This window comes from Polaribacter sp. Q13, assembly GCF_016858305.2.
GTDB lineage: Bacteria > Bacteroidota > Bacteroidia > Flavobacteriales > Flavobacteriaceae > Polaribacter.
The window spans coordinates 1948563-1961795 of record NZ_CP074436.1 but is presented as its reverse complement, the minus strand read 5'-3'; the positions used below and the strand labels follow the sequence as shown (position 1 = coordinate 1961795).

Below are 13233 nucleotides of genomic sequence, written 5' to 3'. Positions count from 1 at the left end.
TTGGTTTAAAAATCAATATTTCAAACATCTATTTATAACAAAAAAAACCTGAACATGTATTTGTTCAGGTTTTTCTATTTTTAAGATTTATTGATTAAGATTTTACTTAAAATAATTTTTTATAATAATCATCTGCCATTCTTTGAGTGGTAAACTCCGGAATAACATCATCCATAGCCTTAAATACTATTTTTTGCCATTTTTTAGGAGCGCCATAATACATTGGTAATACTTTGTTCTCTAAAATATTGTATAAATTATCTGTGTCTAATTTATCTTGCTCATAGGTTGGTAACTTATAATCTAGTGCAGGTAATACGAAACAGTTTTCTTCGTCTTTTTTAAATTCAGGAATCCAACCATCATCCGTAGAAACATTTACAGAACCATTCATTGCAGCTGTCATACCACTTGTACCAGAAGCTTCACGTGTTATTCTAGGAGTGTTTAACCAAACATCAGACCCACATTTTAATTTTCTAGACAAATCTATTTCATAACCAATAAGGACGGCTAAATTTGGCTCTTGTTTAGATTGATGTACCAAATGGTTAAAGGTGTCAATAGCACCATAATCAAACGGATATGGTTTTCCTGCCCAAATAATTTGTACAGGATATTTTTCGTTATGTAATAATCTTTTGAAACGATCGTAATCATGTAAAAGTAAATCGGCTCTTTTATAACCCGCAAAACGTCTCGCCCAAACAATTGTTAATACATTTGGATCTAACTTTTTACCAGTCTGTTTATATACCTCTTCAAAAAGTTCACTTTTTAATTCCAGTTTTTTCTTTTTATAAGCAGTCGTATTTCCTTTCTTCCAAGATTTTTTAATAGTTTCATCTTGCCAGAATTTTTGATTTTGAGCATTCGTAATCGGTATTATTTCACAGATACCATCATAGTCTTTCCACATATCGTTAGCAACAATAGCATGAAGTTTAGAAACTCCGTTTGCTTTTCTAGCCATTCGTAAGGCAGATATGGTATAATTAACCATGTCTCCATTCACCATTTCTTTATGTAATTCTTCTTCAGAAAGAGATCTGCCAAAGAAACCACATCTGTTTAAAAGACGCGCATCGCGTTCTTCATTCCCGGCTTTTTCCGGAGTGTGCGTTGTAAATACCATTTGTTCTTTGGTTACACCTTGGTCTCTTAAATAATAAAAAGCAGGTAAAGCATGTCCTTCATTTAAATGGTAGGTGTCAGCACCTCCTAAAGCCTCTACTACCTTCGCACCCGCAATTCCTAAAACAATACTTTGAGATATTCTAGTTATTGGGTTTTGATCATACAAATGGTTTGTAATCGTTCTAGTTAAATGGTCGTTTTCTTCTACATCCGTACTTAAAAAGTACATAGGTACGGTTCCAAAAACTTCTGGTTTTAAAACATAAGCTCTTACTTTTACATTCGGATTGTCATGAAGTTTTATAGTTACTTCAATACCTGTATATTCTAAGAAATCGAAGTGTTTTTCATTAAACTCTGTTTTTAGTGTTTGGTCATCATTTCTTGCTTGGTCGTAGTAGCCATATTTCCATAGCATACCAATACCAATCATATTTTGTTTTTGTTCTAAGCCAGAACGCATGTGAGATCCTGCTAAAAAACCTAAACCTCCAGAGTAAATATTAAAAGCCTGATCAATACCAAATTCCATACTAAAATACGCGACTTTCTTTTTATATTTTGCTGCCGGTTTGTAAGGATGATGCCATTTACTATATATATGTTCCATAGAATTTTCTGTTAAATTTTAAGTATTAAAAGTAAAGAAAATTCACAACTTATAGTATAATGATAATAATAATTTTATGTAAAATTTTTAATGGGTATAAATTTATTGAAATTTGTTTGCTTTTAGTTTTTGGTGATAAAAATCATTGCAAGTTGAAGGTAGGGTAGAGGTTTTTTTAAGTATTTTACGGAATAGGTATTATAGTTGTTATAATTCTGTAAAAACCATCTCAAGTAATGCTTTTGTGGTTTTTATTCCTTCAGGTTCAGAAAGAGAATTCCCTTCATATTCAATACCTATATAACCTTTAAATCCAGATTCTTTTACGATTTTCATCATTCTCAGAAAATCAATTTTTGTTTCACGACCTGTTTTATCAAAATCGTACGATTTTGCACTAATCCCTTTTGCAAAAGGAATTAGTTCGCTAATACCTTTATATCTGTCATATTCAGATAGACAATTCTTCTCAGAATCACGACTTAAGCAGAAATTCCCGAAATCGGGAAGAGTTCCTACATTTTCCATTCCAACATGTTGTATAACACTTGCAAGCCACGCACCATTAGAAGAGTTTCCTCCGTGATTTTCTACAATGATATTAATGCCTTTTTCTGATGCATATTTACCTAGCTTAGAAAGGCCATCAATAACATTTAGTGCTACATCATCTGCGTTACCTTTACCGGCTGCATTTACGCGAATAGAATGAGCGCTTAAGTATTTAGCAATGTCTACCCAAGCATAATGGTTTTCTACAGTTTTCATTCGCTCCTTAATATTTGGATTTCCTAGATTTCCTAAACGATCACACATAATTAAGCCAACGCTTACTTTGTTCTCATCACATTCTTGCTTAAAGGTTTTCCAATATGTCTTGTCATTTACTTTGGTTCTATAAAAGCTATTTACAAGTTCAATAGAATAAATGTTATAAGAAGCCGCTATTTTAGGGAAGTCCATTGGATCTAAGCTACCATCTTTAAAAGCTCTATGTAAAGACCATTGAGCAAGTGATATTTTAAAATCTGAAGTAGATTCTTGTTTAGCAGATAAAGTTTTGTTGCTAGTTTTTGATGATTGAGGTTTAGAGTTACAAGATATTAATAGAAAATTTGCAAATAATATTAATATAAAATGTACACATGAAATTGTAAGTTTTCTTTTCATTATTTTCTAATTAAGATTTTTAATTTTTATTTCTCTAAATTCAATTCCTTGTCCTTCTGCTTGTAGAGCGATGAATCCTTTCTTTAAAGGTTTACCGTCAATTTTTATACGCTTATCATAACCTTTTACTACTTTTCCGCCAATTTGTGGTTTAGTATATTTTAAGACTTTATTGTTTTCAACAATATGTGTAATTAATGAATCTCTATAAACAATTACTTCTCCAGACAACCATTGATTCCATTTATAGGTTTTAGAACTTGAAGGTATACAGTGTTTCGGGTCCATTTCTCCTTTAAAAAACACTTCTGTTCCGGGGGAGCACATATTACCTGTAGGTCTAGATTCATTTTCTTCTCTCTCCGCTAAAATTTGGTATTCAACAGAAATTGGCCAGTTCTGATCTTTTAATATACTATTTGGATTTTGAGAATGAATCATTACACCACTATTTCTATAAGTGCCACGAGGAGCATCTTCCATCCATTGGTCTGTAAATCGATATTCAAATTTTAAGTGGTAAGAAGAAAAAGGTTTTTCATAATAAAGGTGTCCAAAGCGTTCTCCAAATTCAGAATACTCATTATAATTAACCTGAATTGCACCATCTACTACTCTAAATGTGTTGGCGTAATTATCGCCAACTTCATGATGGTTTATTTTTGTAACCCAACCATTTAAATCTTTACCATTAAAAAGGTAGACCCAATCATTATCGGTTTTTGGGGTGTTAGAATTACATGAGTTTAATGTTGTTATTGCAGTTAGTAATAGAATTATTTTTAGCTTATGCATATATTGGATTCAATTTTTACGGTAGATTATTAGTGACGAATTTATTTTAAATATTTTGTTTTAATGTTAACAAGAGTATGTAAAATGTTTCTAAGAGTTCATTTAATACTATTAAAAATTGAAGTATAATTGTTTTCTGAACGCAAATAATACTGTATTATATATTCATTTATGCATTCAGTTTAGCATGTTCAGTTGAGTTCTTTTTTTGAATCAAAACATCAACATTGCAAATAACGGTTTTTTAAAACAAGAAAACCGCTTCAAAAAGAAACGGTTTTAAAATATTAAAAGAACATTGTGCGTTCTACATATAATCTTCAATTGGGTTACAAGAACAAATTAAGTTTCTGTCTCCAAAAGCATCATCTACTCTACGAACAGAAGGCCAAAATTTATTTTCAGCAATATATTCTAAAGGAAAAGCTGCTTGTTTTCTAGTGTAAGGTAATGCCCATTCATCTGCAGTTAACATTTCTTGCGTATGAGGCGCATTCTTTAAAGGATTGTTGTCATTCTCTTTAGATGCATTTTTAATCTCTTCACGAATTGAAATCATAGCATCACAAAAACGATCTAATTCTGCCATAGATTCAGATTCTGTAGGTTCAATCATCATAGTTCCTGCAACAGGGAAAGAAACGGTTGGAGCATGAAAACCATAATCCATTAAACGTTTAGCGATGTCTACTACTTCAATTCCGTTTTGTTTAAAATCACGACAATCAATAATCATTTCGTGTGCAGCTCTGTTCATTTCACCAGAATACAACGTATTGTAATTTCCATGCAAACGTTCTTTAATATAATTGGCATTTAAGATGGCGTTTTTAGTAGAATCGGTCAATCCTTTTGCACCTAACATGGTTATGTATCCGTAAGAAATTAAACAAACTAAAGCAGAACCCCAAGGAGCTCCAGAAACAGCTGTAATGGCATTTTCTCCTCCTGTAGCAATTACCGGATTTGTTGGTAAAAACGGAACTAATTGTGGAGCAACACAAATTGGCCCAACTCCTGGTCCACCACCACCATGCGGAATGGCAAATGTTTTGTGCAAGTTTAAGTGACAAACATCTGCGCCAATTGTTGCAGGATTTGTTAACCCAACTTGTGCGTTCATATTGGCGCCATCCATGTATACTTGTCCGCCGTTATTATGAATAATTTGTGTAATTTCTTTAATCGCTTTTTCATATACTCCGTGTGTAGAAGGATATGTCACCATTAAAGCAGCTAAATTATCTTTATGTAAAATTGCTTTAGCACGTAAATCTTCAACATCAATATTTCCTTTCTCATCAGTTTTGGTAACTACAACCTTCATACCAGCCATAACAGCTGACGCAGGATTTGTACCGTGCGCGGAAGCAGGAATCAAACAGATGTTTCTATGAGAATCGTTGTTAGATTCGTGATACGCTCTAATAGTCATTAAGCCGGTAAACTCGCCTTGAGCACCAGAATTTGGTTGTAAAGAAGTACCAGCAAAACCAGTGATAATGTTTAATTGATGCTCTAATCTTTTTAACATTTGTTGATACCCTTCCGCCTGATTTAAAGGTACAAAAGGATGAATATTTCCCCATTGTGGATTGCTTAAAGGCAACATTTCAGAAGCAGCATTCAATTTCATAGTACAAGAACCTAAAGAAATCATAGAATGATTTAATGATAAATCTTTACGTTCTAATTTTTTAATATAACGCATCATGTCTGTTTCAGATTGATACGTGTTAAATATATTGTTTTCTAGAAATGGTGTGTTTCTTTTGGTGTTTTCTGTAATAACTTCAAAATCTGCATTAAAAGATTCTTGTGTTAAAATTTGATGAAAATCACCTACACTTTCTGCTTCCGAAGCAACAGGTTTCTTTTTAAGTTGACCGAAAATGGTAAACAGATTCATTAAATCTTTTTGAGTAGTTGCTTCATTTATAGAGATAGAAATGTGTTTTTTATCAACATAATTAAAGTTCACTTTAAAAGATTCTGCTACAGATTTTAATTTAATACAATCTATTTCTACTAATAAAGTATCAAAATAAGAAGTATTCAATTGATTGAAACCTGCTTTATCTAAGTAATCTGCAACTAATTTAGTTTTGTTGTGTACAGAATCTGCAATAAATTGCAAACCATTTTTACCATGGTAAACAGCATACATACCTGCCATAACAGCTAATAGAACCTGTGCAGTACATATATTAGAAGTCGCTTTTTCTCTTTTAATGTGTTGTTCTCTAGTTTGCAATGCCATGCGTAATGCACGTTCTCCATGTATATCTTTGGTAATACCAATAATACGACCAGGCATGCTTCTTTTATATTTTTCTTTTGTTGCAAAATAAGCGGCATGAGGTCCTCCGTAACCTAATGGAATTCCGAATCGTTGCGTGGTTCCTACAACAACATCAACACCAAATTCAGCAGGTGCTTTTAATTTTACCAATGATAAAATATCTGCAGCAACAGCTACTTTTATATTGTTCTCATTCGCTTTAGTAACAAAATCTGCGAAGTCATAAACCTGCCCATGTTTTCCTGGGTATTGTAAAATGGCTCCGAAAAAATCCTCAGAAAAATCGAATTCTTCGTGGTTTCCAATCACTAATTCAATACCAATAGGAGTAGAACGAGTTTGTAAAAGAGATACTGTTTGAGGTAAAATTTCTTCAGAAACAAAAAACTTGTTTACACCAGCTTTCTTTTGGGCTCTTTCTCTAACATCAAATAATAAAGCCATTGCTTCTGCAGCAGCAGTACTTTCATCTAATAAAGAAGCATTTGCCAATTCCATTCCTGTTAAATCACAAACCATGGTTTGAAAATTTAACAAAGCTTCTAATCTACCTTGTGCAATTTCTGCTTGGTATGGAGTATAGGCAGTATACCAACCCGGGTTTTCAAAAATATTACGCTGAATAACACTTGGCACAATAGCCTCATGATAACCTAAACCAATGTAAGTTTTAAAAACTTTATTTTTTTCTGATAACTCTTTTATATGTGCTAAATATTCATATTCGCTCTTAGCTGGCGCCAAATCTAACTCATTTTCTAAACGGATATCATCTGGAACAGTTTGGTAAATTAACTGATCTAAACTATCCGCTTTTATAGTAGATAACATTTTTTCTTGTTCCTTTTTATTAGGTCCAATATGTCTGTTTTGAAACAAATTTGTATTCATGTAATAAGGTTTTGATTAGGCTTATTTCAATCGATATAGTTTGTGTTTTATCACCTCTAAACCAATTGATTTTAAAAGTCTCAAAAGTAGGGAAATAATAAAATAATTTTCTCCATTTCTTAAGCAAAAACGAGAGAATTATCAACCAAAAATGAATGTTATGAACATAAAACCTATTTTTGCCGAATGAGATTCTTAAAATTAATGTTCGACTTTTATATAAATGCAAGTATTCATGTTGCATTTTCTGTATATGCATTTTTAAGAATTACAGAAATTTATTTAGAGTTGCCTTACAATGGCAACTTAAACTACTTTATATTTTTTGGAACTATTACAGGGTATAATTTTGTAAAATATGCGGGTATGGCAAAATTACATCACAGAAGTTTAACAAAAGGGTTAAAAAATATCCAGATTTTCTCGTTTTTCTGTTTTTTAGCGTTGTGTTATTTTGTGGTTCAAATTTCTGTAGAAACCTTGTATTACACGATTCCTTTTTGTTTGTTAACGGTGTTATATGCAGTTCCTTTTTTAAGTGGATTCGATAAAAATTTAAGAGAAGTCAGTTACTTAAAAATTATTGTGGTTGCCTTAGTTTGGGCTGGGTTTACGGTCTTAATTCCGCTGATAGCTGTAGGTAAGGAAATTACATTAAACGTGATGCTTTTAATGTTGCAACGGTTTTTAATTGTTGTAATTTTAATACTACCGTTTGATATAAGAGACATAATGTATGACGCTATTTCTTTGCAAACAATACCAAAAAAAATAGGCATAGAAAAAACGAAGAAATTAGGATTAATGCTATTGGTGTTTTCATTAGTCTTAGAATATTTAATTTCTAGTGTTAGCATGGTAAAAACACCATTTATGATTTTCTTTTTTCTATTGATTATTTTCCTGATGAGGGCTAGAACAGCACAATCTAAGTACTATAGTTCTTTTTTTGTTGAGTCTTTGCCAATTGTTTGGTGGTTACTTCTTTTAGGATTTCATAATTTTTAAGGTTAAAAAACACTTTATTACTATTATTTTTTAATATAAAGAATAAATAAAAAAGATATCATAAAACTTTAAAATAGCTTTATAGTATCCTACTATATTTGTAGATTTACTCACTTAAATTCAACCAAGATTCTTAAGTAATGATTACCACAAAAAGAAATTATATTTTCGATTTTGACAGCACCTTAACCAAGGTAGAAGCATTAGATGTTTTAGCTGAAATCACCCTTGAAAACAATCCTAGAAAAGACGCAATTATTCAAGAAATAATTGACATTACCAATTTAGGTATTGACGGAGAAATATCCTTCACGGAATCTTTAGAAAGAAGAATTAAGCTATTAAAAGCAAACAAAGCCGATTTATCTGGTTTAGTAGTAGCTTTAAAAAAGCAAGTATCAAAATCCATAGAAAGCAACAAAGAATTTTTCGAAAAGTTTGCAGATGATATTTATGTGATTTCTTGCGGATTTAAAGAATTTATAGATCCTATTGTAAAAGAATACAATATACCTTCAGGTAGAGTGTATGCAAATACTTTTGAGTTTGCAGAAGATGGAGAAATTATTGGTTTCGATGCCAACAATCCACTTTCTCAGCACAACGGAAAGATAAAGTGTTTAAAAGACATGAACCTAGAAGGAGAAATACAAGTTATTGGCGATGGGTACAGCGATTATGTAACTAGAGAAGCTGGTGTAGCAGATAAGTTTTTTGCGTACACAGAAAACGTTTCTCGAATTAAAACAACAGAAAACGCAGACCATATTGCCCCAAATTTAGATGAATTTTTATACGTAAACAAGTTGCCAAGAAATATCTCATACCCAAAGAACAGAATTAAAATATTATTATTAGAAAACGTACATCCAGATGCTTTTAAAAAGTTGTCTTCAGATGGTTTTTCTGTAGAAACCGTTTCTAAAAGTTTGTCTGAAGACGAATTGATAGAAAAAATTAAAGACGTACACGTGTTAGGAATTCGTTCTAAAACAAACGTTACTCAAAAAGTAGTAGATGCTGCAGATAAATTAATGGTAGTAAGTGCTTTTTGTATTGGTACCAAACAGATAGATTTAGATGCGTGTAAAGAAAAAGGAATCGTTGTTTTTAACGCACCTTATAGTAATACACGTTCTGTTGTAGAGTTAGCAATAGGAGAAATTATTATGCTAATGCGTAGTGTTTTTCAAAGAAGTACAGAAATTCACAATGGTCAATGGAATAAAACAGCAGAAGGTTCTAGAGAAGTACGTGGTAAAAAACTAGGTATTGTTGGTTATGGTAATATTGGTAAACAATTATCAATTTTAGCAGAAGCTTTAGGTATGGATGTTTACTATTATGATGTAGAAGATACTTTAGGTTTAGGAAATGCAACTAAAGTTGATAAATTATCAGACTTATTAGCATTATCAGATGTGGTTACTTTACATATTGATGACAATGCTGCAAACAAAAACTTTATTGGAGAAAAAGAAATTTCTCAAATGAAAGATGGTGCACTTTTAGTAAACTTAGCAAGAGGTTTTGTTGTAGATATTCCTGCATTGGTGGCTGCTTTAAAAAGCGGAAAATTAGCAGGAGCTGCAGTAGATGTATATCCTTCTGAACCTAGAAAAAACGGAGAATTCTATTCTGAATTACAAGGTTTACCAAACGTAATTTTAACACCACATGTTGGTGGTAGTACAGAAGAAGCGCAAAGAGATATTGCAGATTTTGTACCAAGTAAAATTATGGCGTACATCAATTCAGGGAATACAGTAGATGCTGTAAACTTCCCAAATATTCGTTTGCCAAGACAAACAAATATACACCGTTTTTTACATATTCATAAGAATGTACCGGGTGTAATGGCTAAAATCAATAAAGTTTTAGCAGAATATGATTTGAACATTAATGGTCAATTTTTATCTACAGACTCAAAAGTAGGATATGTAATTACAGATTTAGACAAAGAATACAACAAAGAAGTTTTAGATGCCTTAAGAGAAATTGAAGGGACGATTAAATTTAGAGTGCTGTATTAGTAATATAGCCAATGAATAAATATCTATTTATTTTCATTTTATTAATTTCTTATAATTCATTCTCTCAACTTAATTTTAAAACCTATTTTAAAAAAGCAGAGAATGGATTTGAGTTTTTAGCAGACAACAATGAGTATTGTCCGGTTTCGGTTGAAGTAGATTTAGAGTTAGTGAATTTGTCTACATCTAACGGGAATTTTAAAACGTACCTAATTCCTGCAAGAACAAAAGACTTTGTAATTACTACATTAAAAGCAATAAAAGCAGGTAAGTACAAGTACAACTCCAAAACAAGGTATAATTACGGAGATTTTGCAACGAAGGTGAAAGATACGGTTGCAGTAAAAGATAAAGACACTATTTCTGTAAAAAAGAAAGATACTGTTTCAAATCAAGAATACATTTACAACCTCCCTTATAAAAAAGGAAAAAAGTTTAAAGTGTCTCAAGGCTATAATGGGGCAGAAACACATCAAAAGAAAAATGCGCTAGATTTTCTCATGCCAATTGGTACAGATATTTATGCAGCAAGAGAAGGCGTTGTAATTAAGGTGGTAGATTATAATACCAAAACCTGTATAACAAAAGGCTGCTTAGAGTATAATAATTTTATTTTAATCTACCATTCAGATGGTTCATTTTCAGAATATTCTCATATTAACACTAATTCGGCTAAAGTAAAACCAGGATATAAAGTAACAAAAGGTCAGTTAATAGCAAAAAGCGGAAATATTGGTTGGTCTACAAATCCACATTTACACTTTGAGGTTTTTAAGCAAGAAATTATCAAGCGAGAAACCCTTAAAACCAAGTTTAAAATTAACGACGGAACAGAAGCTTCGGTTTACTTAGAAGAAAACGTAAAGTATCAAAGAAAGTATTAACTCACTTTATAAAGCTTAAAACACCCTTCAGATATTGTAATTTGAAGGGTGTTTTTTTTGAAGCTATTTCCTGCTTTCCACTATATCTTTTTGCAGAAAAAGCAAAAAGGATGAAAGCCTGTCTTGAGCGAAGTCGAAAGGTTTCAATCAGGGCTAGACTTGTTTGTTAACATGCTGTCATTCCGAGAAACGAAGTAATCTGTTTATTAAAAGAACAAATGCTGTTTTTATTAAATTTAGGTAAGAAATACAAAATAGAATATTAAATAATTTTGTACGCTATTGTCAACTGTAATTTATATAAAATAACTTTATCATTTATTCATTCTCATAATCATGTACAAATTTAATACGAGGGCTGCTAGCCATCAAATTTGGGTTTGTACCTTCAATGCCCTCAGGAATAGGTTGGTTTCGAGTTTTGTAATAAGCTTTCCAACTAGGCATTGGGTTTCCTGAGCTGTCGTTAAACGTCATTGAGTGTGTAAGAAAAGGAATAGATTCTGTTGGTAAATCTTGAGAAGAAAACATTTTATAAACTAATTCTGAGCAATAATAAGAGTTGTCATCCCATAAAAAAATCTCATCATAAGGCGTATTTATTCTTTCTACTCCATATGCTATTGCTTTAGATATATAAGGTTGGTAATAATTATCTAGTCTTGCAACCGTGGTTGCAGATTTGTTGAACTTATTTTTATTTCTGTTCAAAAACTTTATTAAAGGAGTTTGGCAAATTCCTTCTTTAGGAATCGCCTCTATTACAAACCATTTTCCGTCTTTTTTCATTGCCATTCCAACATGAGAATAGTTTTTAGCTAATGAAGTTGCTGTTACATCTTTAATGGCATTATCAATTTCGCCCGTTCCTGTATTCTGAAACAGTAAATCACCTTGTTTTAATTCAAAATTACTTTTGTTTTTATTGTTATGGCAACTTAAGAAAACAAAGGAGAATATAATGAGGATGCAAGTTCGTTTTGGTGTTTTATTCATGATTGTTTTGTAATTGATTTTTAAGGCATTTTTAAATTAGGACCAATATTGTTGTGTTATAAAAAGTTGCTTTTTGGGTAAAACATTAATCTATTTATTTTTTATAAATGGTGTTTGCTTTAGTATTTACTTGATTAGTTTTTGAATTTTGTATTCATTTTTCTTTTCATTGTAAAAATTGATGTCAATTAAATTATTATTCAATAACCAATTTATTTGTTCAATAAAAGTTTCTTCTGGAATATCAAAATCTACTCTAGAATATTTTTCAACTAAACTCTTTTTCGATTTTTTAATTAAAACGGAAGCAAATTCTTCAACCTCATCTCTTGATGGAGAATCTAAGTAAAAAATTAGATTTCCATGAGATGTATTAATCGTTAAAGTATTATTCATAGGAGCTTTTAAAGCAATAATACCTAGAAAGAGCATGAAAATTCCACCCCAAATAATTACGTCTTTTTCTCCATTAGAATTTCCCTCAATAAATAATCCAACCCAAGATAAAATTGCAATTAAAATAAATACGATTCCAATAATATTAACTCCTTTTTTAGAATGTGTTTCAATGGTTTTGTAATGAGCAATATTCTCAATATCAACAGACCATTCTTTTGTACTTAAAAGACTTTTTTCTTTGACAAATAGTTCATTAGCTATTAATTCAAATTCTTTAGTTTTTTCTCCTCGTTTTTGTATTAATTTCATTTTTAAGTAAATTAAAGCTAACGTCATTTAAACACTAAAGTTAGTAAAATAATCAGATATGGAAAGCCTGACAATATTTTATTAATATTCTTGCAATTAGGTAATTAATTGTTGTGATACGTTATTTTTTATTATTCAGCGGAAATGTAATTCCAACAGCAAAAGCTCCAGCGAATTGTTGGACTGATGGTTGAAAATAATAAGTAAATCCTAAATCAACATTATTATTCTTTCCTAACTCTAGTCCAATTGAAAAAGGGATGTGATATATAATTCCACTTTTATCAATATTATCGAAAGCTGTAAATGTTTCAAATTTTCCAATTGAAGTACCTATTCCAATTTCAACGTATGGTGCAACCCAAGGAATTGGTGCCCGAACTCTTGCTTTTCCTCCAAGTAAAAAAGCTTTTGATTCGGCTTTTTCATTTGTCGGATTGTCATTTAAATCTTTTCCGTTTGAATTTGTCAAAATAAAACCTGCGTATGGTCTTAATTCAAACCAAGAAGCCACTTTTAATACTAGTTCTCCTTGTATAAAAAAACCATTATCAGCAACCTCGTCAATGCTATTGTAAGGAGCGCTAATACCATATCCGATCTGAGCATTTATTGATTTTTCTTTTATAAACTGAGCTTCAACTAAATTTGAAGTCAGAACAATCATTAATAATATCAGCGTTTTATTCATAATGTTTT

At 31.2% G+C, this 13233-nt stretch carries 10 protein-coding genes; 3 read left to right on the top strand and 7 right to left on the bottom strand.

Annotated features, from left to right (window positions below; translation table 11 throughout):
• Window positions 1-106: 106 nt before the first annotated feature.
• From glgP to gcvP, 4 genes are all read right to left on the bottom strand, one after another.
• Complete coding sequence (gene glgP, locus JOP69_RS08235; protein WP_203393906.1) at window positions 107-1747, bottom strand: alpha-glucan family phosphorylase; 1641 nt, start codon at window positions 1745-1747, stop codon at window positions 107-109.
• Between the two features lie 207 nt (window positions 1748-1954).
• Complete coding sequence (locus JOP69_RS08230; RefSeq protein WP_203393907.1) at window positions 1955-2917, bottom strand: sugar phosphate isomerase/epimerase; 963 nt, start codon at window positions 2915-2917, stop codon at window positions 1955-1957.
• Between the two features lie 6 nt (window positions 2918-2923).
• Complete coding sequence (locus JOP69_RS08225) at window positions 2924-3712, bottom strand: DUF1080 domain-containing protein (protein ID WP_203393908.1); 789 nt, start codon at window positions 3710-3712, stop codon at window positions 2924-2926.
• A 307-nt stretch (window positions 3713-4019) separates the two neighbouring features.
• Window positions 4020-6905, bottom strand: coding sequence for an aminomethyl-transferring glycine dehydrogenase (gcvP, locus tag JOP69_RS08220; protein WP_203393909.1), 2886 nt, complete (start codon window positions 6903-6905; stop codon window positions 4020-4022).
• A gap of 186 nt (window positions 6906-7091) precedes the next feature.
• On the opposite strand from gcvP, the gene JOP69_RS08215 reads away from it, so the two are divergent.
• The 3 genes from JOP69_RS08215 (at window position 7092) to JOP69_RS08205 (ending at window position 10830) form a co-directional block, all read left to right on the top strand.
• Window positions 7092-7913, top strand: a complete 822-nt coding sequence (locus JOP69_RS08215) for a hypothetical protein (protein ID WP_203393910.1) — start codon at window positions 7092-7094, stop codon at window positions 7911-7913.
• 140 nt (window positions 7914-8053) lie between these two features.
• On the top strand, window positions 8054-9946 hold the full coding sequence (serA, locus tag JOP69_RS08210) for a phosphoglycerate dehydrogenase (protein ID WP_203393911.1): 1893 nt from the start codon (window positions 8054-8056) through the stop codon (window positions 9944-9946).
• Window positions 9947-9957: 11 nt separating this feature from the next.
• Entirely contained in the window at window positions 9958-10830 is an 873-nt protein-coding gene (locus JOP69_RS08205; protein ID WP_203393912.1) for a M23 family metallopeptidase, read from the top strand.
• Between the two features lie 318 nt (window positions 10831-11148).
• On the opposite strand, the gene JOP69_RS08200 is transcribed toward JOP69_RS08205, so the two are convergent.
• The 3 genes from JOP69_RS08200 to JOP69_RS08190 form a co-directional block, all read right to left on the bottom strand.
• The gene (locus tag JOP69_RS08200) at window positions 11149-11826 is read right to left on the bottom strand and encodes a YiiX/YebB-like N1pC/P60 family cysteine hydrolase (RefSeq protein WP_252191213.1); all 678 of its coding nucleotides are present in this window, start codon (window positions 11824-11826) and stop codon (window positions 11149-11151) included.
• 126 nt (window positions 11827-11952) lie between these two features.
• On the bottom strand, window positions 11953-12534 hold the full coding sequence (locus JOP69_RS08195) for a hypothetical protein (protein WP_203393913.1): 582 nt from the start codon (window positions 12532-12534) through the stop codon (window positions 11953-11955).
• Between the two features lie 121 nt (window positions 12535-12655).
• A complete protein-coding gene (locus JOP69_RS08190; protein WP_203393914.1) occupies window positions 12656-13225 on the bottom strand; it encodes an outer membrane beta-barrel protein in 570 nt (189 codons plus the stop codon).
• Between the last annotated feature and the right edge of the window lie 8 nt (window positions 13226-13233).

Excerpts from the sequence above, each read along its gene's own strand:
- JOP69_RS08205 (WP_203393912.1), top strand. The coding sequence starts at position 9,958 with ATGAATAAATATCTATTTATTTTCATTTTATTAATTTCTTATAATTCA.
- glgP (WP_203393906.1), bottom strand. The coding sequence starts at position 1,747 with ATGGAACATATATATAGTAAATGGCATCATCCTTACAAACCGGCAGCA.
- JOP69_RS08225 (WP_203393908.1), bottom strand. The coding sequence starts at position 3,712 with ATGCATAAGCTAAAAATAATTCTATTACTAACTGCAATAACAACATTA.
- JOP69_RS08195 (WP_203393913.1), bottom strand. The coding sequence starts at position 12,534 with ATGAAATTAATACAAAAACGAGGAGAAAAAACTAAAGAATTTGAATTA.
- JOP69_RS08190 (WP_203393914.1), bottom strand. The coding sequence starts at position 13,225 with ATGAATAAAACGCTGATATTATTAATGATTGTTCTGACTTCAAATTTA.
- gcvP (WP_203393909.1), bottom strand. The coding sequence starts at position 6,905 with ATGAATACAAATTTGTTTCAAAACAGACATATTGGACCTAATAAAAAG.
- JOP69_RS08200 (WP_252191213.1), bottom strand. The coding sequence starts at position 11,826 with ATGAATAAAACACCAAAACGAACTTGCATCCTCATTATATTCTCCTTT.
- JOP69_RS08215 (WP_203393910.1), top strand. The coding sequence starts at position 7,092 with ATGAGATTCTTAAAATTAATGTTCGACTTTTATATAAATGCAAGTATT.
- JOP69_RS08230 (WP_203393907.1), bottom strand. The coding sequence starts at position 2,917 with ATGAAAAGAAAACTTACAATTTCATGTGTACATTTTATATTAATATTA.
- serA (WP_203393911.1), top strand. The coding sequence starts at position 8,054 with ATGATTACCACAAAAAGAAATTATATTTTCGATTTTGACAGCACCTTA.